Origin of the sequence: Mycobacterium heckeshornense, assembly GCF_016592155.1 — a bacterium.
In the GTDB taxonomy this organism is placed as follows: domain Bacteria; phylum Actinomycetota; class Actinomycetes; order Mycobacteriales; family Mycobacteriaceae; genus Mycobacterium; species Mycobacterium heckeshornense.
The window spans coordinates 3,621,873-3,645,531 of sequence record NZ_AP024237.1; the positions used below are offsets into that span (position 1 = coordinate 3,621,873).

At 65.1% G+C, this 23,659-nt stretch carries 21 protein-coding genes, 1 tRNA gene, 1 other RNA gene and 4 pseudogenes; 10 read left to right on the forward strand and 17 right to left on the reverse strand.

Annotated elements, in window-relative coordinates; translation table 11 throughout:
• Positions 1-118 precede the first annotated feature (118 nt).
• The 3 genes and pseudogenes from MHEC_RS17465 to MHEC_RS17475 form a co-directional block, all read left to right on the forward strand.
• Positions 119-1,660: an ATP-dependent DNA ligase gene (locus MHEC_RS17465; RefSeq protein WP_048890868.1), complete on the forward strand. Its 1,542-nt coding sequence runs from the start codon at positions 119-121 to the stop codon at positions 1,658-1,660.
• Between the two features lie 94 nt (positions 1,661-1,754).
• Positions 1,755-2,500 (forward strand): annotated as a pseudogene (locus MHEC_RS17470) (carbon starvation CstA family protein); the annotation flags it as partial.
• A gap of 289 nt (positions 2,501-2,789) precedes the next feature.
• Positions 2,790-3,866 (forward strand): annotated as a pseudogene (locus MHEC_RS17475) (phosphatase PAP2 family protein); the annotation flags it as partial.
• Here MHEC_RS17475 and MHEC_RS17480 read toward each other — a convergent pair.
• A complete protein-coding gene (locus MHEC_RS17480) occupies positions 3,834-4,778 on the reverse strand; it encodes a D-2-hydroxyacid dehydrogenase family protein (RefSeq protein ID WP_071700355.1) in 945 nt (314 codons plus the stop codon). The pseudogene MHEC_RS17475 and the gene MHEC_RS17480 sit on opposite strands and share 33 nt — an antisense overlap.
• Positions 4,779-4,835: 57 nt before the next feature.
• Between MHEC_RS17480 and MHEC_RS17485 the strand changes: the two genes are divergently transcribed.
• Positions 4,836-5,285 (forward strand): NUDIX domain-containing protein, encoded by a 450-nt coding sequence (locus tag MHEC_RS17485; protein WP_142358681.1) that lies wholly within the window; start codon positions 4,836-4,838, stop codon positions 5,283-5,285.
• Between the two features lie 217 nt (positions 5,286-5,502).
• Here MHEC_RS17485 and MHEC_RS17490 read toward each other — a convergent pair whose 3' ends face one another.
• From MHEC_RS17490 to MHEC_RS17520, 7 genes are all read right to left on the reverse strand, one after another.
• The gene (locus MHEC_RS17490; protein WP_372507356.1) at positions 5,503-6,417 is read right to left on the reverse strand and encodes a histidine phosphatase family protein; all 915 of its coding nucleotides are present in this window, start codon (positions 6,415-6,417) and stop codon (positions 5,503-5,505) included.
• 434 nt (positions 6,418-6,851) lie between these two features.
• Positions 6,852-7,229 (reverse strand): hypothetical protein, encoded by a 378-nt coding sequence (locus MHEC_RS17495; protein ID WP_048890871.1) that lies wholly within the window; start codon positions 7,227-7,229, stop codon positions 6,852-6,854.
• 274 nt (positions 7,230-7,503) lie between these two features.
• Positions 7,504-7,576, reverse strand: a tRNA-Ala gene (locus MHEC_RS17500).
• A 66-nt stretch (positions 7,577-7,642) separates the two neighbouring features.
• Complete coding sequence (pgm, locus tag MHEC_RS17505) at positions 7,643-9,277, reverse strand: phosphoglucomutase (alpha-D-glucose-1,6-bisphosphate-dependent) (protein ID WP_048890872.1); 1,635 nt, start codon at positions 9,275-9,277, stop codon at positions 7,643-7,645.
• Between the two features lie 116 nt (positions 9,278-9,393).
• The gene (locus tag MHEC_RS17510) at positions 9,394-10,020 is read right to left on the reverse strand and encodes a GNAT family N-acetyltransferase (RefSeq protein ID WP_048890873.1); all 627 of its coding nucleotides are present in this window, start codon (positions 10,018-10,020) and stop codon (positions 9,394-9,396) included.
• A 33-nt stretch (positions 10,021-10,053) separates the two neighbouring features.
• Positions 10,054-10,407, reverse strand: coding sequence for a DUF488 domain-containing protein (locus tag MHEC_RS17515; RefSeq protein WP_048890874.1), 354 nt, complete (start codon positions 10,405-10,407; stop codon positions 10,054-10,056).
• A gap of 74 nt (positions 10,408-10,481) precedes the next feature.
• A complete protein-coding gene (locus MHEC_RS17520; RefSeq protein ID WP_048890909.1) occupies positions 10,482-12,242 on the reverse strand; it encodes an N-acyl-D-amino-acid deacylase family protein in 1,761 nt (586 codons plus the stop codon).
• A gap of 209 nt (positions 12,243-12,451) precedes the next feature.
• Between MHEC_RS17520 and MHEC_RS17525 the strand changes: the two genes are divergently transcribed.
• From MHEC_RS17525 to MHEC_RS24490, 3 genes and pseudogenes are all read left to right on the forward strand, one after another.
• Positions 12,452-13,075 (forward strand): TetR/AcrR family transcriptional regulator, encoded by a 624-nt coding sequence (locus MHEC_RS17525; RefSeq protein ID WP_048890875.1) that lies wholly within the window; start codon positions 12,452-12,454, stop codon positions 13,073-13,075.
• 75 nt (positions 13,076-13,150) lie between these two features.
• Positions 13,151-13,285 (forward strand): annotated as a pseudogene (locus MHEC_RS25105) (enoyl-CoA hydratase-related protein); the annotation flags it as partial.
• A gap of 38 nt (positions 13,286-13,323) precedes the next feature.
• The gene (locus tag MHEC_RS24490) at positions 13,324-13,467 is read left to right on the forward strand and encodes a hypothetical protein (RefSeq protein WP_235434765.1); all 144 of its coding nucleotides are present in this window, start codon (positions 13,324-13,326) and stop codon (positions 13,465-13,467) included.
• Between the two features lie 18 nt (positions 13,468-13,485).
• Here MHEC_RS24490 and MHEC_RS17535 read toward each other — a convergent pair whose 3' ends face one another.
• Entirely contained in the window at positions 13,486-14,403 is a 918-nt protein-coding gene (locus MHEC_RS17535) for an HpcH/HpaI aldolase/citrate lyase family protein (protein ID WP_048890876.1), read from the reverse strand.
• 275 nt (positions 14,404-14,678) lie between these two features.
• Between MHEC_RS17535 and MHEC_RS17540 the strand changes: the two genes are divergently transcribed.
• Both MHEC_RS17540 and MHEC_RS17545 read left to right on the forward strand, forming a co-directional pair.
• Positions 14,679-15,791, forward strand: a complete 1,113-nt coding sequence (locus tag MHEC_RS17540) for a glycoside hydrolase 5 family protein (protein WP_275999824.1) — start codon at positions 14,679-14,681, stop codon at positions 15,789-15,791.
• Positions 15,791-16,483: a Type 1 glutamine amidotransferase-like domain-containing protein gene (locus MHEC_RS17545; RefSeq protein WP_048890878.1), complete on the forward strand. Its 693-nt coding sequence runs from the start codon at positions 15,791-15,793 to the stop codon at positions 16,481-16,483. The genes MHEC_RS17540 and MHEC_RS17545 overlap by 1 nt, the downstream gene beginning before the upstream one ends.
• A 37-nt stretch (positions 16,484-16,520) precedes the next feature.
• Here the strand turns inward: MHEC_RS17545 and ssrA are convergent.
• The 3 genes and pseudogenes from ssrA to MHEC_RS17560 form a co-directional block, all read right to left on the reverse strand.
• Positions 16,521-16,889, reverse strand: a transfer-messenger RNA (tmRNA) gene (gene ssrA, locus MHEC_RS17550).
• A gap of 104 nt (positions 16,890-16,993) precedes the next feature.
• Positions 16,994-17,827 (reverse strand): maleylpyruvate isomerase family mycothiol-dependent enzyme, encoded by an 834-nt coding sequence (locus tag MHEC_RS17555; RefSeq protein WP_048890879.1) that lies wholly within the window; start codon positions 17,825-17,827, stop codon positions 16,994-16,996.
• Between the two features lie 21 nt (positions 17,828-17,848).
• Positions 17,849-18,112: pseudogene (locus tag MHEC_RS17560) on the reverse strand (EamA family transporter); the annotation flags it as partial.
• 152 nt (positions 18,113-18,264) lie between these two features.
• On the opposite strand from MHEC_RS17560, the gene MHEC_RS17565 reads away from it, so the two are divergent.
• Complete coding sequence (locus MHEC_RS17565) at positions 18,265-20,025, forward strand: IS1634 family transposase (protein ID WP_201399658.1); 1,761 nt, start codon at positions 18,265-18,267, stop codon at positions 20,023-20,025.
• Positions 20,026-20,063: 38 nt separating this feature from the next.
• Here the strand turns inward: MHEC_RS17565 and MHEC_RS17570 are convergent, their stop codons facing one another.
• Genes MHEC_RS17570 through ftsE form a run of 5 tightly spaced genes read right to left on the reverse strand, consistent with a single transcriptional unit; the run spans position 20,064 to position 23,635 of the window.
• On the reverse strand, positions 20,064-20,705 hold the full coding sequence (locus MHEC_RS17570; protein WP_200902223.1) for an EamA family transporter: 642 nt from the start codon (positions 20,703-20,705) through the stop codon (positions 20,064-20,066).
• Between the two features lie 7 nt (positions 20,706-20,712).
• Positions 20,713-21,534, reverse strand: coding sequence for a DMT family transporter (locus tag MHEC_RS17575; protein ID WP_235435016.1), 822 nt, complete (start codon positions 21,532-21,534; stop codon positions 20,713-20,715).
• Between the two features lie 20 nt (positions 21,535-21,554).
• Positions 21,555-22,049 (reverse strand): SsrA-binding protein SmpB, encoded by a 495-nt coding sequence (gene smpB / locus MHEC_RS17580; protein WP_048893832.1) that lies wholly within the window; start codon positions 22,047-22,049, stop codon positions 21,555-21,557.
• A 2-nt stretch (positions 22,050-22,051) separates the two neighbouring features.
• Positions 22,052-22,945 (reverse strand): permease-like cell division protein FtsX, encoded by an 894-nt coding sequence (ftsX, locus tag MHEC_RS17585; RefSeq protein ID WP_048893831.1) that lies wholly within the window; start codon positions 22,943-22,945, stop codon positions 22,052-22,054.
• Positions 22,946-23,635, reverse strand: coding sequence for a cell division ATP-binding protein FtsE (gene ftsE, locus MHEC_RS17590; RefSeq protein WP_048893830.1), 690 nt, complete (start codon positions 23,633-23,635; stop codon positions 22,946-22,948).
• Positions 23,636-23,659: the final 24 nt, after the last annotated feature.

The window sequence follows — 23,659 nt, forward strand, 5'->3', positions numbered from 1 at the left end:
GTCTCCCCTTGGTTGGCCCGGCTCCTCCTCGGGCCTTCGGCCCGCGTCGTCACCCGGATCACAAGCACGCTATCGCGACGCCGGTTAGCAGTTGGCGCCAGCCGTGTAAAGCTGAGCTGTGTTGCTGATCGACGTGGCGACCACGTCGCTGGACGTGGCCGCTGCGACCGCGCGTCGCGCCAAGATCGCGCACATCGTCGACCTGCTGCACCGCGCCGTCCCCGATCCCGGGCTGGTCGCGATCATCGTCTGCTGGCTCTCCGGCGAGCTGCCGCAACGCCAAATCGGTGTCGGCTGGGCCGCTTTGCGCTCGGTGCCGCCGCCCGCTACGCAGCCAACCTTGACCGTCAGCGAGGTCGACGCCGCCTTAACGCAAATCGGCGCTACCTCCGGTCAGGGTTCGCAGGCACGGCGCGCAGATCTCCTCGGCCGGCTGTTTGGCGCCGCCACCGCGATCGAGCAGACGTTTCTGCGGCGGCTGCTCAGCGGGGAGCTCCGTCAGGGAGCGCTCGCCGGGATCATGGCCGACGCCGTTGCCACCGCCACCGGCATCCCCGCGCCCACGGTGCGCCGTGCGGCGATGCTGGGCGGGGAACTGCCCGCTGTCGCCGCATCCGGCCTGACCGGTGGACCCGCTGCGCTGGCAGCGTTCACCCTGCGGGTGGGCCGGCCGGTCGGCCCGATGCTCGCCCAGACCGCAGCCGGCACTACCGAAGCACTCGAAAGACTGGGTGGTACAGCACTTTTCGAGACGAAACTAGACGGCGCACGGGTGCAGATTCATCGGGCCGACGACGACGTCGTCGTCTACACCCGAAGCCTCGATGACGTCACCGCGCGGCTGCCCGAAGTGGTCGAGGCGGCACTGGCATTACCGGTCAGCGAGCTCATCGCCGACGGCGAGGCGATCGCATTGCGCGCCGACAACCGGCCCCAGCCGTTCCAGGTGACGGCATCCCGGTTCGGCCGCTCGGTCGACGTCGCGGCGGCCCGCGCCGCACAGCCCCTGTCGGTGTTCTTCTTCGACCTGTTGCGCTGCGACGGGGTGGACCTGCTCGACGCCCCGACCAGCGAGCGCGTCGCCGCCCTCGATGAGATCGTGCCGGCGCGGCACCGGGTCGATCGGCTGGTCACGTCGGATCCGTCCGCCGCGGCTGACTTCCTGGACGCGACGCTGGCCGCCGGTCATGAAGGGGTGATGGCCAAGTCACCGGGTGCGCCCTACGAAGCGGGTCGCCGCGGGGCGACCTGGTTGAAGGTCAAACCGGTGCACACCCTCGACTTGGTCGTGCTGGCGGTCGAGTGGGGTTCGGGACGGCGCCGCGGCAAGCTCTCCAACATCCATCTCGGCGCACGTGACCCCGCCACCGGTGGGTACGTGATGCTGGGCAAGACGTTCAAGGGCATGACCGACGCCATGCTCGAGTGGCAGACCCAGCGTTTTTTGCAGCTGGCCGTCGGCCGCACCGATGGTGACGTCGTGACGCTGCGACCGCAGCAGGTCGTCGAGGTCGCGTTCGACGGCATCCAGGCCTCGCCGCGCTATCCCGGCGGGCTGGCTCTGCGCTTCGCGCGGGTGCTGCGGTATCGCGACGACAAGCCCCCGGCGCAGGCCGACACCATCGAGACGGTGCGCGCAATTTACCAGCGGCACAACTGATTCGTCACCCGCTGGCCAGGTCGCGGTGACATTTCCCGGTCCTGCCGGTGCGAAAATCGCCGGCAGCCAAATGTTTTAGCGTCATCAACGGAGGCGCCGTGCGGGGATGCGGCTGGTCGGCTACGGGGGAATGATCATCGAGTCGGTTGTCGCGGTCATGGCGCTGATCACCGCATCGATCCTGGGCAAGCATCTGTATATCACACTCAACGCGCCGGTGGCGCAGACCGGCGGCACCGCCACCACCGCCGCGGCCTATGTCAACCACCTCGGTTTATCCGGCGCGTCGATCACCGCAGAGCAGATCACCCCGCCGCGGCCGGTGTCGGCGAGCAGTCGATCGTGTCGCACACCGGCGGCGCGCCGACGCTGGCGTCCGGGCGTGTGGGTGTGCAGCCTGACCGTCGTCGCCGCGTGGGGCAGCATTCTGCTGATCGGGGTGACCGATCCGCTCGGCGGCATCAACACGCTTTTCCGCTGCGCCGCCAAGCACACGGGTAAGACCGTGTTCGGTTCGGCACAAACACCCACCAACTCGACGAGGTGATCAAAGACACCTTCATCCAAGGCGGCCGATCGGTCTTTGCGGCGGTCGTCGTCGTTGTGTTGGTGGCTGCAATCGCCGTGTGTATCAACGTAATTCGAGGCACTGGAAACCCCTGACCGAGGACCGTCCGGTGCCGTCGAGAATCTTCGCTCCCCGCGGGGTTGGTGGCGACCCCCGGAGAACGCGAAGTGAAATGACAATGGCACGCCCGACTGCTGAGCACGCGCGCCGGCGCGGCGGCTCACGGGGCTGGAGGTAATCGCGTCAAGCCGACATCGTCCGCCCAGCGCTGACCGGGTAACTGCAGCGATGCGGGGCTAGCCGAACGCGGCGTTGGCGCCAATGAAGTGCGCCTAGTTGGGAACCAGGTGCTCCGGGTACTAATAGCGCCGCTGAGGCATGTCGTGCATCAATTCACCCGGTGGTCACAGAGAAGATGTGTACGGTGTCTCTGTTTGTAACCGAGGCGTTGTTACCGAGGCGGCGGTTGGAGTCCGACTGGTGTCATTAACGACCGATCGACGACGCCCGCTATTTGCGCGCCAACCGCGCCCGACGGCCGCCCGATACCCCGGGACTGACCTGCGCCGGGTCCAACCGGATGACCGCCGTCGCAGTGCGGCACCGGCAGATCGTACGCTTACTTTTCTGCGGCGTACCGCCGTCGCGGTCTGGGCGCTCGTGGTGTGCTACCGCACCCTGACCGCCGGGTTGGCGTTCAATCGCGAACTGCTGCTGCTCTACATCGCCACCGGATTAATGGCTGCCAGCATCGGCCGCCGCCGCAAGGTGCTGATGGTGGTTCGGGACTGGCTGCCGTTCGCTCTTGTGCTGCTGCTATACGACCTGAGCCGGGGCGCCGCGACATTGGTCGGGGCGCCCACGCTCTGGCGGCTTCAGCCCGCGGTCGATCGCTGGTTGTTCTTCGGGGTGATGCCCACCGTCTGGCTGCAAGAACACCTCAAGATGCCGCAACCACCGTGGTGGGAGGTGATCATCAGCACGGTCTACATGTCGTTTTTCATCGTGCCGTACGCGGTCGCCGGCTTCTTGTGGCTGCGTGACCGACAGATCTGGAAAGCGTATGCGTGGCGATTTCTGTCCTTGTCGTTCGCCGCGCTGCTGATCTATGTCGTCGTGCCGGCAGCACCTCCGTGGGCCGCGGCGCGCTGCACCCCCAACGAGGTCGCCGACGGACCGTCGTACCCGGCCTGCATGTTCCGTCACCCGGCAGGTGTTCCCGACGGCGGGCTATTGGGCGCCATGCAGTTCAGCCAGCCCGGTGCCCACAATTTCGTGGAGCGCATCTCCACCCGCGGCTGGGGCACGCTGCATCTGCAGTCGGCCGGGGTCCTGATCGACTCGGGACAGGCCAGTGTCAACCTGGTGGCCGCGATTCCGTCGCTGCACGCCGGGCTGTCGGCCATGGTAGCGATGTTTCTGTGGCGCCGGGTGCGCCTGCCCTGGCGGGCAGTGCTGCTCGGCTACGTGCTGACCATGGCGTTTGCCCTGGTGTACTCGGCCGAGCACTACGTCATCGACATCCTGCTCGGCTGGGCGCTTGCCGCGATCGTGATGGTGGTGTTCGGCAGGCTGGAAGCGCGCCGGTCGCGGACGGAAAATCTCTCAGCCGCTCGATTCGGTGTGTTCGGCGAGCCAGCGCGCGATGTGGGTGGCGGCCTCCCCGTAGAAGGTGCGATAGACCCGGTCGGCGACGTAGCCGATGTGCGGCGTGGCGACGACGTTGTCCAGCGAACGCAGCGGATGCCCGGGCGGCAGCGGCTCGATGTCGAACACGTCGAGTCCCGCGGCGGCGATGGTGCCCGACCGCAACGCGGCGATCAAGGCCTGCTCGTCGACGATCGGCCCCCGCGACGTGTTGACTAGCATCGCGGTCGGCTTCATCGATGCCAGCTCTGCGGCGCCCACCAGACCGCGGGTGCGTTCGCTGAGCACCACGTGGACGGTGAGCACATCGCTCCGGCTAAACAGCTCATCCCTGGACACGTACGCCACCCCGGCCTGTTCGGCGGCTTTCGGCGTCAGGTTGGTGCTCCACGCGATGACCTCCATCCCGAAGGCCGCACCGACCCGCGCCACCCGCGTGCCGACCCTGCCCAATCCGAGCACGCCGAGCACCGCGCCGCCGAGCTGGCGGCCAACCGAGGTCTGCCATCCGCCCGCGCGCACCGAAAGTGTTTCGTCGACGATCCGCCGAGCGGCGGCCAGGATCAGCGCCCAGGTCAGTTCGACCGTGGACTCAATGTAGCCGCCAGTGGTGCTGACGTGTATGCCGCGCTCCGCGGCGGCCACCACGTCAATGGAGGCATTGAACGGCCCAGTCGAGGCGATCATCTTCAGCCGCGGCAACCGCTCGATGACTGCGCGGGGCAACGGCGTTCGTTCCCGCATGACGCATACCACGTCGAACGGCGCCAACCGTTCGACGAGGGCGTCTGTATCGGCGAGATGGTCACCGAAGACGGTGATCTCGGCCCTGGACGCAACGTCCGACCAGTCGGCCATGCTCAGCGCGACGTTTTGGTAGTCGTCGAGGATCGCCACCTTCATCGGACCAATCTCCCTCACTAGTGATCGCACTTGCGATTCTGCAATAAAATCCGAGCAATGAAGCCGCATAGACATTCTGTTGCTTTGGTAATCAAGAACGACAGGGACGAATTACTTCTTGTCAAACGCCCCGAGGACGAGGAAGGTCCGCTGGCCGGAGTGTGGGGGTTTCCTGCAATAACGTTGAAACCCAACGAATCCGAGACCCACGCCGCTCATCGCATCGGGCCCACAAAGCTAGGTGTCGAAGTGGACGTCGGTGAGAAGATAGGCGAACTCAGCTGCGACCGCGAAGCCGTCATACTTCACTTAAGTGACTATGCAGCAACAATTCCAGAAGGTCATACCCCAAGCGTTCCGCAGAGCGATACCACCGTCACCCAGTATGTGGATCTTAAGTTCACCTCGGATCCCACCGAGCTGTTCCCGGCAGCTCAGCGAGGATCCGTCTGCACGCAAATCTATTTGAGCTCAATCGGAGTTGATTGGATTGGTGATAGCCGATGACCGTTAAGAGAACGGGATCGCTATTCGCCTGCCGATTGGCCTCTGCAAGGTGCGGACACGCTTAATCGAATCAACCAGATCCGGGTCCAAATCATGCTGCGCCGCTCCTTGACGAGCCAGATCGTGGGCCACTCAATCGCGTATCGAGCCGGCAGGTGTCGTTGCGTACACGAGTACGTGATGTACTAGGCGAGGTTGGTGGGCCGCATGTCGCTTCTCATCCGTGCGGCGCCGCAGGCAGCCGATCGCTGACACGCTTTCCCGTCGGTGGGCGCGGACCACCTGGCGTGGAAGTCGGTTTGGCCGCACATGATCCGGTCTCGGTCGGCAGAAGTATTTGGCATAAGCGCGTCGTCTCGGGACTTATCCTCGCGCCCGCTGGCGTCGGCGCCACAGGTTTCCCGTTCCAACTGATAAGCGTCCAGTCCTCGCGGGGATTTCCTTCGATCACGATAATGCCGGTGTTGGGCAGTGGGTCGATGAGGATGAGCAGTGGATCGGGGTTTTTGACGTTCATCAGCGTCCCGACTTCGGTATCGAGTTCGCTCGAGAATGCTACGGTGGTGATCTTGCCGTCCGCGGCCCGTACCGGATGAGCCAGGGCATTGCTATATATGGTTTGAAGTGCGTTGGTAAAGCGCTTTTTGAACACCACCCCGTTAACGTCGGTGGAGCCTGGGGCCAGCATCGGCACGAAGGGTAGGCCGAGCGCCCACGCGACTGGGCCGACTATGTACAGAAGCCCCGCGAGGCTGAATTCCGGTAAGCGGTTGTAAATGCCCGCATTGATTTCGTTGAGACCAGGCAATATTTGCGCGTTCATCCGCAAGAGTTGAGTCAACGGCGCGGCGGTCTCCTGCGTCCTGATCAACTCCGATGCAAAGATGCCGGCAAAAGGGCCTTGCCGCGCGAGTACGTTGGCGACGGCGCGGGCCTGTTGCTGGCCAAGCTGAGTGAGCCGAGTTCCGGGCACCCCTGTGTCGATCAAGCCGTCCGCATTGGCTACGGACTGCCCGTGCCGCACGAAGTCTATGACGATCGACTCGTCCGCCCAGGCCTCCCCCGATCCCATATACAGAAGAACAGTCGAAAGCAGCAGGGCGGCAACGTTGCGGAATTGCTTCGTCAGCAATGGACGCGCGGATTACTGCCGGCGACCAGTGTCACGGTGGAAATGACACCTGACAGCAGCGCGGTTCGTGCGGTTGAGAGGATGGCGGTGGGTCGGCGCATGGCAGATGTCCTTTCCTCTAACCACTTCGAGTTCCGTCAGTACGGTTCCGCCGATTTCGGCCGAATAGTGTGGCAGAAGTTAACTCTTGTGGCAGAAGTAAAGTATCTGGCTATTAGTAGGCGGCGGCGCAATAAGTTTTCGCAGTCCGAAACCATGTCGTGACCGTGTCGTTATGGCGAAAACCGTTCAACGCCGGAACCAATCACATCATGATCAATCGGATCACTTGCGGCAACAAACGGTTCGTGCGTTACTCCAGCGACATGACGCGGAGTTGCTGCGCCGCAATTCTTTTCACTTTAGCTCAAGTCGACCGGGTGGGGTCTCGGCCTTCACCATTTGATCCCGTGAGATTCTGCGAGCCCGCCGAGCACCTCAGCGCAGCCCATCAGAAACGCGCGCTGATCGGGGCGCAGCCCGGAAGGGACTTGCAGCAACCCAGCCCGACAGAAGTCGGCGGCCTGCGGTGCCGTTCCAATGACATCCTGGGGCCGCTTGCCCACCGACGTGGTTTCGTGGAGGAAAGCCTGCCTTGCCCACGACTCACCCAGCGTATAGCTGCGGTAACACGGGGTGAGTTGGTTGTCGGGGGCCGTTATCGACGTACACCAGTCCGGAGGCCCGGCGTGGGCAGGAGTGCTGGCCACTAGGGTCATGCTCGCCGCGAGGGCGCCCAGCGCTGCAGCGAGCAATACCTTGATTGTGGTCATCTAGCGCTCATTATGGGGTGAGCATGGTGGCCTGTGCCCAATATGCCAGTGGCTCAACATGTGCGGCATGAATGCAACAGTTCGGGTGGCTGGCCCTTGGCCACCGCATGGAGGCGTCGCGCCTGCGGTACGGCGGGTCATCTGCGGCATGAGCCGCATCATGCCGCACCCGACCATGTTGCCCGCAAAGCCACGCCGTACAGGCAGGCAACATTGGGCGGCGAGTACCCCGAGCGAACCTTGACACGCGTACCGGTCGCGTCCCGTGGAATCGTGGAGCTAACGGGACTCGAACCCGTGACCCCCACACTGCCAGTGTGGTGCGCTACCAGCTGCGCCATAGCCCCAGTGCAGTCGTGCCCATCGAAGCTACACCACTGCCAACTGGCGTTCAAAGCCGCTGATCACGAGTGTCAGCCAATGACTTTATCGACCACCTCCTGCGCCGCCCGTTGGACCTCGGCCAGATGCTCGGGTCCCCGGAAGGACTCGGCGTAGATCTTGTAGACGTCCTCGGTGCCCGAGGGTCGTGCGGCAAACCAGGCGTTGGCCGTCGTCACCTTCAGCCCGCCCAGCGGTGCCCCGTTGCCCGGGGCGGCGGTCAGCTTCGCGGTGATCGGCTCGCCGGCCAGCTCGGTGGCACTGACCTGTTCGGCCGAGAGCCTGGCGAGCCGGGCCTTCTGCTCACGGTCGGCGGGCGCGTCGACGCGGGCATAGCTCGGCTCACCGTATTCGGCGGCCAACTCGCGGTACCGCTGCGACGGCGTCGACCCGGTGACGGCCAACATCTCGGCGGCCAGCAACGCCATGACGATGCCGTCCTTGTCGGTGGTCCACACCGAGCCGTCGCGGCGCAAGAACGACGCGCCCGCCGACTCCTCGCCGCCGAAACCGATGGCACCCGCAAGCAACGGTGCGACGAACCATTTGAACCCCACCGGCACCTCGACCAGCATGCGGCCCATGCCGGCGACAACGCGGTCGATGATCGACGAGCTGACCACGGTCTTGCCGACCGCGAGGCCGGCCGACCAGGAAGGCCGACGGCTGTAGAGGTAGTCAATGGCAACGGCCAGATAGTGATTCGGGTTCACCAGCCCCGCGTCGGGCGTGACGATGCCGTGTCGGTCGGCGTCGGCGTCGTTGCCGATGGCCACCTGGTACAAGTCCCGGTTGGCGATCAGGGAGGCCATCGCGTCGGCCGAGCTGCAATCCATCCGGATCTTGCCATCGGTGTCTAACGTCATGAACCGAAATGTCGCATCCACCAGCGGATTAACCACGGTCAGATCCAGATTGTGCCGCTCGGCGATCACAGCCCAGTAGTCCACACTGGCTCCGCCGAGCGGGTCGGCGCCGATCCGCACCCCGGCATCGCGGATCGCACGGATATCGACCACGTTCGGCAAGTCGTCGACATAGGCGTCGAGGTAGTCATGCCGCCACGCGGTGCGCAGCGCGCGCGTCAACGTCATCCGTTTTACGTCAGCCAGGCCATCGCGCAGAATCTCGTTGGCGCGCTTGGCAATTGTATTGGTCGCATCGCTATCGGCCGGCCCACCGGTGGGCGGGTTGTACTTGAACCCCCCGTCGGCCGGAGGGTTGTGCGACGGTGTCACGACGATGCCGTCGGCCAGCCCGTCGGCGCGGCCGCGGTTGTAGCTGAGGATGGCGTGGCTGATCGCCGGTGTCGGCGTGTACCGGTCTGCCGAGTCGATCATGGCGACCACGTCGTTGGCGGCGAGCACTTCCAGCGCCGACACCCATGCCGGCTCGGACAGGGCATGCGTGTCGCGGCCGATAAACAACGGCCCGGTCGTGCCCTGCGCGGCGCGGTATTCGACGATGGCCTGGGTGATGGCCAAGATGTGAGCCTCGTTGAATGCGCCCTCCAGCGCTGAACCGCGGTGTCCTGAGGTCCCGAACACCACCTGTTGAGCAACGTCGTCGGGGTCCGGTTCAACGGTGTAGTAAGCCGTCACCAGGTGCGGCAAGTCGACGAGGTCCTCGGGTTGGGCCGGCTGGCCGGCACGCGGATGGGCCACCATGATTTCAATTCTGCCTGCGCCGGGACTGTGAGGTTCCGCGGCGAACAGCAGCCGCGGCGGGGCGCCAGGCTGGCGCGGCGCTGCTCGTCGTGAGCAACCCGTAGAAAGCCGACCGGCTAGTGCTCGCGCAGCCTGGGCACGTCACCAGGGGTGCGCGGCAAAACATACAGCGCCATGCGGCGATTGGACATGTCGTGCTCTCCGAGAAACACACACCCACCGCGTTCACAGGCCCGGCGGGCCATCGTGTTGCGATGATCAGGGTCGAACACCATCCGACGACACCTGGGTTCGAGGCTAAGCGCGCTGGCCATGAAGTGCGGCAACAGGTATCGGACGATACCCTTGTTCACGATCGTCAGATCGGCGATGGCGATGTGCAAACCGAGGTCGTACGGGTCGGCCTCGTACCGGGTAGCTACGGAATCCTTTGCAGCCCGGTACAATTCGAGATAGGCGGCGTCTTGTCCAGCCAGACTGCCGATGATTGGCCGCGAGTAGCTGCCCGCAAGCTGGGCGCTGAGGTAGCGATGCCATTTGCGGGCCGGCCACGGGTATTCCCACGCCTCGACCAAATGTGGCCGGTTCATCCACTCGGCGATCATCTCCGCATCGGCGTCGGGGTCGGCCAGGCGCAGTGCATACGGTTCCGGCACGTGCGGCAACGGTGGTGGCGGTACGTTTCGAACCTCGTCGGGAACATCGGTCAATTCCCGCGGCAGGATCGGTTCGGTTTCGGTCATGTCAACCGGCGAGCCTACCGAAGCCGACGCTGGTCAACGGCGTCGAAGCAGCTTCGCCAGCACCGCCGCCTGACTGCCCTCCACGTCCCGGGTTGCGGTTACCAACGTCACGGTCCCGCGATTGGTCAGCTTGCGCAATTCCGCGAGCGCCTCGCTGCCCCGCAGTTCTTTCTCGTAGCGCGAAGCGAACTCGTCGAAACGCTGCGGCTGGTGGCTGTACCAGCGGCGCAGCTCGTCCGATGGCGCGACATCCTTGAGCCAGATGCCCACCCGCGGGTCGTCTTTGCGGAACCCTCGCGGCCACACCCGGTCGACCAAGATGCGTTGGCCGTCCTCGGGGACCGGCTCGTCGTAGACCCGCGCTACCCGGATTCGGCTCTTGGCCATGGCGCCAGGTTAACGCCGCTAGCGTCGGTGAGCCGCGCGACCGCGCGCTCTCCCAGTGATGTGCAAACCGGTGCTCAACGTGTTCCGCGCACCAACCGACCGGGGCGCGCGCCGGTGTCGACGCCGTCGCGGCGGGTCACGACGCCACTGACGATCGTGGCAGTGTAGCCGGAGGCGCCTTGGACGAGCCGGTGACCACCGGCCGGCAGGTCGAAGACCATTCGCGGGGCATGCAGCGTCAGCGCATCCGTGTCGATCACGTTGATGTCGGCCTTCTTTCCCACTTCGATGACACCGCGATCGGAGAGCCCGAACAGCTGCGCGGTGTCGTGAGACTGCTTGCGGATGACGTATTCCAGCGGCAGCTTATGGCCCCGACGGCGATCGCGCGCCCAATGGGTCAGCAGGAACGTGGGATAGGACGCGTCGCAGATCATGCTGCAGTGGGCGCCGCCGTCGGACAGCCCGAGGACACCAGCAGGATGGGTCAGCATCTCACGGATGGCGTCGTGGTTTCCGTCGGCGTAGTTGTACATCGGCAGCAGCAGCATCGCGCCGGCATCCGATTCCAGCATCAGGTCGTACATCGTGGCCAGCGGGTCCTCGCCGCGTTCCCGGGCGATCGCCGCGACGGTGCGGTCGGGCGTGGGTTCGTAGTCGGGTGGCTCACCGAGGGGATAGAGCCGGTCCACCGCGTGCTGGGCGAAGGCGAACATGCCGTCGAACAGCACATTCGGGTCGGGTGGCAGGTCCTCCTCGCTCAGGATGGCCGCCCGTACCGCGGGGTCGGCGAGCCGGGCGGCGAGTTCTTCGCGGCTGCACTCGGCCTTCAGCCGCCGATAGGTCGGACGATGGGTGAAGGCGTGGTGGCCGGGGAAGCCGAGCAGCATCCCGAACGGGCGCGCGGCGATCTGCGGATGCAGCCGACTGCCTTCCTCGTGGGCGGCGGCGGAGATGTCGAGTTGCTCGCGCCACAGGTCGGGGTCGGCGTCGACTTGGATCAGCGCGAAACTTAACGCGCAGTCGATCTCGGCGCCCAGCCGCCGCATCCAGTCGATTTCCTTTTTCGGCGCCACAATGTCTTCGCCCGCGGCCCCTTGCGGCGCCAGCTCGAAGACCGCCCCTCCACCGGAGGCCATCGCATGTCCCAGGGCGAACAGCTCGTCTTCGGCCGCGAACGTTCCCGGGACGGGTTCGCCGTCCATGGCCCGGTGCGCCAGCGTGCGCGACGAGGAAAACCCCAGTGCGCCGGCCTCCACCGCCTCCCGCACCAGCCGGCTCATCACCACGATGTCGTCCGGGGTGGCGGGCTCGTTGCGGGCGCCACGCTCGCCCATCGCGTACGCGCGAATGGGCCCGTGCGCGACCTGGCTTCCGAAGTCGACAGCGAGCCGCCGTTGGCCGATCGCGTCGAGGTACTCCGGGTAGCTCTCCCACCCCCAGCTGATCCCTTCCGAGAGCGCGGTTCCCGGAATGTCTTCCACGCCCTCCATCAGCTCGATGAGCCACTGCTCACGTCCGGGCCGCACCGGGGCGAAACCGACACCGCAGTTACCGGCGACCACGGTGGTCACACCGTGGGTGCTGGACGGTTCGAGTAGGTCGTCCCAGCTGACCTGTCCGTCGTAGTGGGTGTGGATGTCGACGAATCCCGGTGCGACGATCTTGCCCGTTGCGTCGATCGTCTCGGCGGCCTCACCCGCCAGCGGCGAGTCGGCCGGCCCGCGGCGACGAACCTCGACGATCTTGCCGTCTTTGACCGCTACATCGGCGTCGAACCGCTCGGCGCCGGTTCCGTCCACGACCGTGCCGCCAGTGATCTTGACGTCGAACACGAGCACTCCCTTGGGTGTCCTTGGCCAACCGCTACGGTGGCAATGTAACATCGTTACAGACGGCGGTGGGAGCGCTTCGATGACCACGCAAAAACTCGTATGCGAAGGCAGGATGCGAGTGCGCCTTGCGACGCCGGGGTACCAGACCTTACGTCGGCATTTCGAACGCAGTCTCGAGCTGCCCGGCGCATGATCGGGGATGAGAAGCTTTGACAGCCAAGGACGAAGCCGTCAGCGCCGAGCTGATCCTGAACACCGCGGCCCGGCTGATCGAACAAGACGGCGTTGAGGCGTTCACCATGCGCCGCCTTGCCCAGGAACTCAAAGTCGCGGTCACCTCGATCTACTGGCACGTCGGCGGCAAAGACAAACTCTTCGACAGTCTCGTCGACCGGTTGCTCCGTCAGATGGCCAATCTGCCCGTGCAAGGCGACACTGCCGTCGAACGCATTGCGTCACTTGCCCGCTCGCAGCGCACGGCGTTGATCGAGCGACAGCATCTTCTGCGCATCGCACATGAACGAGACCGCACGCCGAGGTTGTTCCTGCCGATTCAGCAGATGCTGGCAATGCAGCTGGCAGAACTCGGTATCACGGGCAGCGAAGCCGCACTCGTCCTGCGAGCGGTGCAGGTACACGTCATTTCGTCGGCGCTGCTGCAGTTCTCGGCAGTCCGCGGGGCCAAACATGATGAGGAGGACCCGTCACTGTGGGCCGACGACTGGCCCGACCAAACGCTCGTCAGGGCACTGCAATCCCCGACCGACTATGACGCCGTGTTCGAATACGGGCTCGCTGCGCTGCTGGCGCCTTTGCGGACGATCCGCAACTGACGCAGCGGACGTATGCTCGCCTGAACGGGCAGGCTCGCAGCCAACGTGCCCGTCCTGCTGCGCGCCGACGGGCCGGTGGCGCGCCTCACGCTGAACCGGCCGCAGAAACGCAATGCGCTAAGCCTCGAGCTGATGGAGGAGCTGATCCTCAGGCTGCAGCGGCTTGGCGAGGACCCCCACGTGCGGGTGATCGTCATCGCCGCGGTGGGCCCGGCATTCTCCGGCTTCGAGCCCGCTGACCGTGGGGCTTGGCAAGGAAGTTGTACGCCCAGATCGACCTCGACGAACACCGGGCCTACGACCTCACAAGGGCCGTCATGGCGATGAACGCCCGCGCCGACGACGCTCAAGAAGGGTTGTGCGCGTTCCTCGAGAAACGCCCGGCCACGTAGCGTCGGCGCTAGCAGCGGTCAGTAGTGGTAGGTGTCCGATGGTGCGGGCATGTGCACCGGTTCGTCGTCGAAGTGAGAAACCTTGATGCCGTAGGCACGAGCCAGATCGAGAATCTTGGTGGCCCTCGCGAACCGTGGAAGGTCAGATCCGTTGCGGATCTCTCCCCCGTCGCGTTCGAATTCAGCGAGAAACTCTTTCGCCCAGGCAATTTCATCCTGTGACGGCGATAGCCCCTCATTCACCACTGGACATTGGTCCGGCGTAAGGCAGATCTTGCCGGTCATTCCGAATTCCGCTGAGACAGCCGTGGCTTCGATGAGCTTCAGTGGATTCGACCCGATGGTCGGCCCGTCGATCGCGCTGGGCAGGTTGGCCGCCTTGGCGGCGATCGTGAAGCGTGACCGCGCGTAAGCCAGGGTGGCGGTGTCTTCTCCAAACCCGGTGTCACGCCGGAAATCGCCGATACCGAAGGCGAGCCTGAAAGTGCCCTTGGCCGCGGCGATCTCGGTGATGCGTTCCAGGCCCCTGGCCGTCTCGACCAACGCCACAATTGGCACGTCGGGCAATCGTTTCGCCGTCTCGGTGACGTGGTCGACCGATTCGACCATCGCCAGCATCACCCCGCCGACACAGGTGCCGGCAAGCATGGCCAGATCGTCCGCCCACCACGGGGTGCCGAAGCCGTTGACGCGAACCCAGTCGCTGTTTCCGGCGCCGAGCCAGCGCACGACATTGTCGCGGGCGGCGGCCTTGTCCTTCGGTGCGACCGCATCCTCGATGTCAAGCACGACGATGTCGGCGCTTGAGCGGGCAGCATCCTCAAACCGGTCGTCATGCACCCCGTTGACGAGTAGCCAACTCCTGGCCAGAACCGGGTCGATGCGCGAGCCAGCGCCGGCGGGACCGGCCGCGGTGGTCTCGGTCTGTTCGGACATCGAGTGACCTGTCGTTTCGTCGGTCTGTTGTTCTGTCTGGTGGATGGCTAAACCGTAACGGCATCGCCACGACAGGCGCTCAGCAGGCCGCGCAACGACACCGCCCCCGACGATGATCACACGATGCGGTCGTGGCTCACGTCGGGTTCGCGCGGAAATCGGTTCGTCAAACGACGGCCCGGGATGCGAGGATGCGAGGGCCGACGAGACGTTGGGCCGACGTTTCCCAGCCTCCCCGGCCACCGAGGAACTATCGTCGCTTCGTGAGGCGTCGAATGGTGCTCCAGGCATCCCTGCTGCTGGCGGCAGGCCCCGCGCTGACCCGGGTCCCGCGTGCCGCAGCAGAGCAAAGCCGCTGGCCGCCCGACCGCGTCAACCGCTGGTATCAGGCGCAAGGTTGGCTCGTCGGCGCCAACTACATCACGTCGAACGCCGTCAACCAGCTCGAGATGTTTCAGGCCGACACCTTCGACCCCCGGCGCATCGACACCGAACTCGGCTGGGCCCAGATGCACGGGCTCAACGCTGTGCGGGTCTTCCTGCACGATCAGCTCTGGGCCCAAGACCGGCGAGGCTTCCAACGCCGTCTTGCACAGTTTGTCAGCATTGCGGCGCGCCACCGCATTAAACCACTCTTCGTCTTGTTCGACTCCTGTTGGGATCCGTTCCCCAAACCCGGCCGGCAGCGGCCACCGAAGCCTGGAGTCCACAACTCCGGTTGGGTGCAAAGCCCGGGCGCCGAACGCCTCGATGACCTCGACTACCGCCGCACCCTGCTTGAGTATGTCACCGGAGTGTTGAGCCAATTCCGCACGGATGATCGCGTTTTGGGCTGGGATTTGTGGAACGAGCCTGACAACCCCGCGCGCGTGTATCGCAAGGTCGAGAGGAAGGACAAGCAGGAGCGGGTCGCCGACCTGTTGTCGTTGGCGTTCGGCTGGGCGCGTTCAGTTGATCCCGCTCAGCCCTTAACGAGTGGCGTGTGGACCGGTGAGTGGGGAGATCGCCAGCGCCGCAGTGAAATCGTGAACATACAACTGGAGAATTCGGACGTCGTCACCTTCCACTGCTATGGCGAACCAGTTGCCTTTGAGGCCCGAATAGCCGAACTGTCCCCGTTGGGGCGGCCGATCCTCTGCACCGAGTACCTTGCGCGGACTTTCGGCAGTACCGTTGACGGGGTGCTGCCACTTGCGAAGCGGCACAACGTCGGTGCGATCAATTGGGGCTTGGTCGCCGGGAAGACGCAGACCTACTTCCCATGGGACTCTTGGGATCATCCGTACACAACAACTCCGAAACCGTGGTTTCAAGACCTGCTCCAGCCCGACGGCCGACCCTACCGGGCCACCGAAGTGCAAACGATTAGCACGCTGAGCACGCGCTGATGGCACTCCAACCGCTCTATCTGCTGGCGGACAGTCAGCTGCTGTTCTGGGAACGGCAGGACCGCCTGCTGCTGGAGGCGGCCATCACCGGCTTGGCCGACGACACACCTCTGACCGCGGCCTACATCGGCGCCTCCAATGGCGATCGTCCCGAGTTTTACGGGATCTTCGAGGCAGCCGTGGAGGCGGTCGGCATAGCCGACCGTCGCATGATCCATTCGTCGTTCGGCCCGCTCGACCGCGCCTTTCTCGAGCGTGCCCAGTTGATTGTGCTCGCGGGCGGCGATGTGCGCCTGGGCTGGAAGACGTTCGAGAAGACCGGCATGAAGGACGTGATCTTGGACCGATACGCCCAAGGCGCGGTCTTGGTGGGTGTGTCAGCCGGCGCGGTCCAGCTCGGCCGCTATGGAATCGTCGAGACAACGGAATCCGGCGCCATCCAGCTGCTCGATGTGTTCAATCTCGTGCCAGTGGTCATCGATGCGCACGACGAGCGAGCCGAGTGGGCGCGGCTGTCACGCGCGATTCATCAGCTGGGGGGCGCGGCCACCGGCATCGGGATCCCGTCCGGTGGCGGAGTCGTCGTCCACCCGGATACCACCATCGAGCCTCTGCGGCGCGCAGTACATGAATTCCGGTTCGACGGCACCCAGGTGACGCACTCGCTGTTGTGCGCCGACGGCGACAACTGACTCGTACGACGAGCCTCCGTCACCGCGGCGGCCCCTGTGGTGGAGCTGCCGGGAATCGAACCCGGGTCCTACGGCATACCCTCAAGGCTTCTCCGTGCGCAGTTCGCTGTGCCCTTACTCGGATCTCCCGGTCTCGCGAACTAGCCGGGACGGCGATCCCAGTCGCTGTCTGGTGTCCCGACGGGTTCCGCGACCGAACCCATCGGTGGATCCCTCTAGCTGACGCCAGAGTCCGGGTCGAGGGAGGTCCCGGTCTGACGGACTAGCTGTCGCTTAGGCAGCGAGAGCGTAGTCGCGCTGATGTGAATCGGCGCTTATTTAGTTGCAACGACGCTTGCGGTGGTCTCTTGCCTGCACCGGCACGCTTCCCTTGATTCGATGCGCGAAGTCGAAACCGTTCAGCCCCGTGTCTTCGAGCATCCCCGCCGACCTTCGGCAGGACAACCTATGTTACGCGGTTTATGCAACAACCAGCCACCCGAGGATCATCCCGGCGGCGGCGTTGGCGCGTCAGATCACGTAGTCCAGGTGCTGGACAATGCGCGCCGCGAGCTGCCGGTCACCGTCGAGCTCGACGCCCTCAGTGTTGTCTGTACGCCCGCCCGCCAGCCTGGTGAACAGCAGGCCGTCGAGGCGGATCGTCGCCGTCGGCTCCAGCCCGCCGAAGTCGTCAACCAACTGACCGCGCCCGTCGACTGCGACGCGGATGGTGCGGGCCAGCGGACCGGTCAGCTCAATGGCGACCCGCGACCCATCGGGCGCCCTGCCGAGTTTGCCGACGACGTAACCCATGCTCGCCGCCATCTCGTCGAGCGCCAGCCGTGCCGCCGGACCAGATAAATCGTCGTCGGAAGCCGGCCGACCGAGCGCGTCGCGGATGTCGTGCTCGTGCATCCAGCAGTCGAAGGTCCGGATCCGCATGAACCTTCCGTAGCTGTCCGGTCCGGCCGGTGTCTGGGCCGGCGCGTTCCAATCGTCCTCGGACATCTCACCAAGCAGCCTGCGACGATCGTGGGTCACTGCCAGCAAGCGCTGGCGCAGGGTGGCCCCGGATTCACCGCTGAGGTGACGCACCCAGCACTCGTTCATCGCGCCGATGTCGTTGCGGACGTGTTCCAGGCCGGTGACGTCGAGGTCGGCGGCGGGAGTGGCCACACCCATCAGCATCGATTCGGTGCCGATTAGGTGCGACACCACGGCGCGCACATCCCAGCCGGGCAGCGATGTCGGCGTCTCCCATGCTGATTCCGGCAGTCCGTCGAGCAGCCGGTCGATACCATCCCACGCAGCGAACAGACCCGCCAGGACGTCAGACTTGGCTAGCTTGCTCACAGGACGGGTCACGGGGTCGATGCTAAACGGGCGTCAGCCCGCTGCGATCATCGCCACCGCCAACAGTGCCAGCACCAGGCCCACCGCTTGCGGGCGGCTGACCCGCTCACCCAGCAGGGTGATGGCCAATACGACGGTGGCCGCGGGATACAGCGAAATCACGACGCTCGCCAACGACAGCAACGCCGTGTGCAGCGCGAGCAGCATGGCAACGTTGGCGCTGGCGTCCAGCACCGCCGCGATCAGCGCCAGCCGCAGTGGTGTCCCGGACGGGACCTGGAGATTGCGGCTTAGCCCGAAGTTGCGGCAAGTGAGGTAGACGGAATCTACGGCTGAGCTCAGATTCTGTCGGTTTGCGGATTGATAATGTAGCCAGTGAATATCGTGTGTCGATTCACAATATGCTTGAGTTGATCTATTACCATTGAGTGGTGGCGAAGCCAGCGCGGATGCACGTAGCCCGAACACCGAGCAAGTATGTGGACAAGGCGGGCAACGTTCGCCGCTATGAGTCGGTCCTGGTGCGCCGCACCTATCGAGACGGCAAGAAAGTCCGCCACGAGACGCTGGCGAACCTGTCCAAGCTGCCCGCCGACGTGATCGCCGCGGTTGAGGGCACGCTCAAGGGCCAGGTGCTGGTGCCGGCCGGGTCTGAGTTCACGATCACCCGGTCACTGCCGCATGGGGATGTGGCGGCGGTAGCTGCGATGGCCCGCCAGTTGGGGTTTCCGGCGTTGTTGGGGCCGGCGTGCCGGTCGAGGGATCTGGTGTTCGCGCTGATCATCTCCCGGGTGATCCAACCGGCCTCCAAGCTGTCCACGCTGGCCTCGTGGGCCGATTCCACCGTGGGGGTCGATCTGGATGTGGCCACCGCATCCACCGACGAGATCTACGCTGCGATGGACTGGCTGGCCGACCGGCAAGACACGATCGAAAAGAAGCTGGCTGCCAAACACTTAGGGCCACAGGCTAATCCCTCGCGGATGGCGTTGTTTGATCTGACCAGTGCCTGGATGACCGGACGGTGTTGCGAGCTGGCCTTGCGCGGGTATTCGAGGGACGGTAAAAAAGGGCTACCGCAAATCGAATACGGCATCCTCACCGATCCAGCCGGCCGCCCGGTGGCGGTGCGGGTGTTTGCCGGTAACACCGCCGACCCGGTCGCCTTCACCGACATCGTCGAGGTGGTGCGCACCCAATTCGGGCTTGATCGGTTGGTGCTGGTCGGTGATCGCGGCATGATCACCTCCGCGCGTATCGACGCAATCCGTGAACTCAATGACAACCCAGACACCGCAACTGGTTTCGGATGGCTCACCGCGCTGCGCGCCCCCCAGATCGCCGTGCTGGCCGCCGATGACGGGCCGCTGCAGATGAGCTTGTTCGATACCCAGGACCTCGCCGAAATCACCCACCCCGACTATCCCGGCGAACGGCTCATCGCCTGCCGCAACCCCGCCCTGGCCGCCCAACGCGCCCGCAAACGCGCCGCCCTGCTGGCCGCCACCGAGATCGACCTGGGCGCCATCGCCGAACGGGTGGCTGCCGGCCGGCTGACCGGAGCCGGCCGCATCGGGGAAGCCGTCGGCAAAATCATCGATAAATACAAGATGGGCAAGCACTTTGAGCGCACCATCACCGACACCAGCCTCACCTACCACCGCAACCAGGCCGGCATCGACACCGAAACCGCCCTCGATGGCATCTACGTGCTACGCACCAGCGTGCCCGCCACCGACCTCAACGCCCCAGGCGTGGTCGTCGGCTACAAGAACTTGGCCCACGTCGAACGCGACTTCCGCAGCATCAAAACCGACGACCTCGACCTACGACCCATCCGCCACCGGCTCACCGAACGGGTCAAAGCCCACGTGTTGATCTGCATGCTGGCCTGCTATGTGACCTGGCACCTGCGCCAGGCCTGGGCGCCGCTGACCTTCACCGACGAACACCCACCCCTACGCGACAACCCCGTCGCACCGGCCCAACGCTCCCAAGCTGCCCAAACCAAAGCCGCCACCCGCCACGCCCCCGACGGCACCGCGCTGCGCAGCTTCCGCGGCCTGCTCACCCACCTGGCGACCCTGACCCGCAACGACATTCGCTACCACGGCACCAACACCACCGTGCCCACCCTGGCCGAATCCACCCCCGAACAGCGCCGCGCCTTCGAACTCATCAAGACCCCCATCCCCCTCCAAGTGGCGTAGCCAGAACAACCGACCCGACAAATCAACAAAACACCAGCTCAATCAGTAAATCCGACCGACAAACCGCCGCAACTTCGGCTTAGCGCCGCCACGGTGACCACGAGTGCGGTTGCCGCCAGCCGCGCGAAGAGCAGCGGCCAGAGCCGTGATTCGGCCGGCGCCTGATGGATGAGCACGAAGTTCAACCCGAACCCGACCCCTGCCCCGATGGTCAGCCAGGCCACCGTCACGGTAAACCGGCGCGGCCTGCCGTTCCGGTCGGCGCTGTCGCGTCCGAGCAGCACCACCGCGACCAGCGCCAACCCGATACCCACCGCGGGCAGCACACCCGGCCGATCCCCCAAGGCGACGCCGACCACAACCGGTACGCCGGCGGTCAGCATGGCGGCCAACGGGGAAACCACCGAGATGGGCCCGGCACCCAGCGCCGCGTACAGCCACCACGCGCCGCAGGCCTGGCTGAGTCCGCCCAGTGCGCCCCACAGCAATGCCCCGGCGGGGATCGGCCCGCCGACGATGGCGGCCAGCGCGCCGAGCAGCACCATGGCGGCCGGGTAGGACGTCAATACCACCCGCAGGGCGGCCACCCGCCGGGATGCGACGCCACCGACGAAGTCACTGGCCCCGAACCCGATCGCTGCCGCCAGGGCGAACGCCGGGCCTGCGGGGAAAACGGTCACGGTCCCGTCAGCTGGCGGCGATCATCGCCACCGACAGCATGGCCAACACCATGCCCACTGCCTGCCAGCGGGTTACCCGTTCCCGCAGCACCACGATGGCCAACACCACGGTCACCGCGGGGTACAGCGAAATCAGCACACTGGCCAGGGAAAGCAGCGAGCCGTGCAAGGCCAGCAGCATCGTGATATTTGCACAGGTGTCCAACAGTGCGGCGGCGACCGCGAGCCGCATCGGTGTCCCAGATGGCAGCCGCAGGTGCCGGGTCAGCGCGGCCACCACGAGAACCAGTAGGGTCGCCGACACTCGGGCAAACACCAGCGGCCACAGCCGGGATTCGGCCGGGGCCTGGTGGATGAACACGAAGTTCAGCCCGAAAGCGATCCCCGAGCCGATCGTCAGCCAGGCCACCTTGGTGGTGAACCGATGCGGCCGGGTGTCCTCGTCGGTGGCCTCCCGGCTGACCAAGGTGATGGCCAACATCGCCAGGACGACACCCGCCGAGGCGGATTCGCCGGGCCGTTCCCCCAGCGCGACCCCGATCCCAACCGGTATGGCCGCATCCAGCACGGCCGCCAGCGGAGACACCACCGAGATCGGTCCGGATCCCAGCGCCGCGTAGAACCACCATGCGGCCAACCCCTGGCTCAGTCCGCCCAGCACACCCCACAGCACCGCGGCCGGGTGGATGGGGCCGCCCACTATCGCGGCCACCACACCCAGCAGCAGTCCGGTGATCGGGTATGACACCAGCACCACGCGAAGCGCGGCCACCCGGCGTGAGGCGATGCCGCCGGCAAAGTCGCTGACGCCGAAGCTGACCGCGGACAGCTGGGCGTACACGGCCCCGATCAGCTCATGCCCTTGACGTGTCGGCCCAACTCTCGCACCACTTCCCGCTGCGCATCGCGGCGCGCCATGTCCTGTCGTTTGTCGTGCGCTTTCTTGCCGCGCGCCAGTGCGAGTTCCACCTTGACTTTGCCGTGGGAGAAGTACACCGACAGCGGCACCAGCGCGAGGTTACCATCCCTGATCTTGCCCACCAGGTGGTCGATCTGGCGGCGATGCAACAACAACTTGCGGTTGCGCCGCGGATCGTGGTTGGTCCAGCTGCCGTGGTGATACTCCGGGATATGCATGTTGTGCAGCCACACTTCGCCATTGTCGACGGTGGCGAACGCATCGACCAAGGACGCGTGTCCTTCACGCAGGCTTTTCACCTCGGTACCGACCAGCGCAACCCCGGCCTCGAAAACCTCGAGGATTGAGAAATCATGCCGCGCTTTGCGATTCGTGACGACGACCTGCCGCCCGTCGCCCGCCTTCGCTGCCGATTTCTTGGCCACTGCTACCGCCGCACATACACCCGCAGTGTGGCGTAGGCGGTCAGACCGGCCATCGCCACACCCACCAAGAACAGGACCGGCGAGATATACAGGATGTCGGCGTAGTCGATCCGAGCTATCAGGTTGGCTTGATAGAATTGGCTGAGCGCGTTGTCCAAAAACCACGCGCGCACAACAATTAACCCGATCACCGCGATCACCACGCCGACGGTCGCGGCCACCATGGCCTCCAGCAGAAACGGCAACTGGGTGTACCAGCGGCTGGCGCCGACCAGCCGCATGATGCCGACTTCGGTGCGCCGCGTGTACGCTGCGACTTGAACCATGTTGGCAATCAACAAGACCGCCCCGATAGCCTGGACCAGAGCGACTGCGAAAGCCGCACTGCTCAACCCGTCCAGCACGGCAAACAGACGGTCGATCAGATCCTTCTGATTGAGCACCGATAGCACACCGGGTTGGCCTTGCATGGCAGCGTCAAAGTCCTTGTGCTGCTCCGGATTCTCCAGCTTCACGATAAACGATGCCGGGAACGACTCCTTGCCGGCGACGTCTTTGTATTGCGGGAACTTGCGGATCGCGTCGTCGTAGGCGTCATCGCGGTTCAGAAACCGCACCGACTTGACGTCGTTACGCGCTTCGATCTTCTCGCGCAACGCCTTACACGCTTGGGTGTCGCACGTCGGGTCGTTCGCGGAGACGTCGTTGGTGAGGAAGACCTGCGTCTCGACGCGGTCCAGGTAGATCGCGCGCGAATGCTCGGCCAACCGGACGACGAGCAGCCCGCCGCCGAACAGGCCGATGGAGATGGCGGTGGTTAAAATCATCGCGATCGTCATGGTCACGTTGCGACGAAGACCGGTGACAACCTCGTTGAACAGAAAGCTGAATCGCACTTAGCGATCCATCCCGTACACGCCGCGCTGCTCGTCTCGCACCAACCTGCCCAGCGACAACTCGACGACTCGCTGGCGCATCGAGTCGACGATGTGATGATCGTGGGTGGCCATCAGCACGGTGGTCCCGGTCCGGTTGATGCGCTCCAGCAAATCCATGATGTCCTTGCTAGTTTCCGGGTCCAGGTTGCCGGTGGGCTCGTCGGCCAGCAACACCAGCGGCCGGTTCACGAAGGCGCGCGCGATCGCGACCCGCTGCTGCTCGCCGCCGGACAGCTCGCTGGGCAGCCGGTTGGCCTTGCCGGACAAGCCGACCATCTCAAGCACGTCGGGCACTACGCGGTTGATGACCTCCCGGCGCTTGCCGATGACCTCCAGCGCGAACGCGACGTTTTCGAACACCGTCTTCTGCTGGAGCAGCCGAAAGTCCTGAAACACGCAGCCGATCACTTGCCGCAGGCTGGGGATGTGGCGGCCCGGCAGCGCGTTGACGTGAAACTTCGAGACCCGGATGTCGCCGGTCGTCGGTTTTTCCTCGGCCAGCAGCAGCCGCATGACCGTCGACTTGCCTGAGCCGGTGGGCCCGATAAGGAAGACGAACTCACCCTTGTCGATCTTGATGTTGATGTTGTCCAGCGCGGGGCGCGCCGACGATTTGTACTGCTTGCTGACGTGGTCAAGGGTGATCATCACGGCACGCCAGTGTAGCGGCGG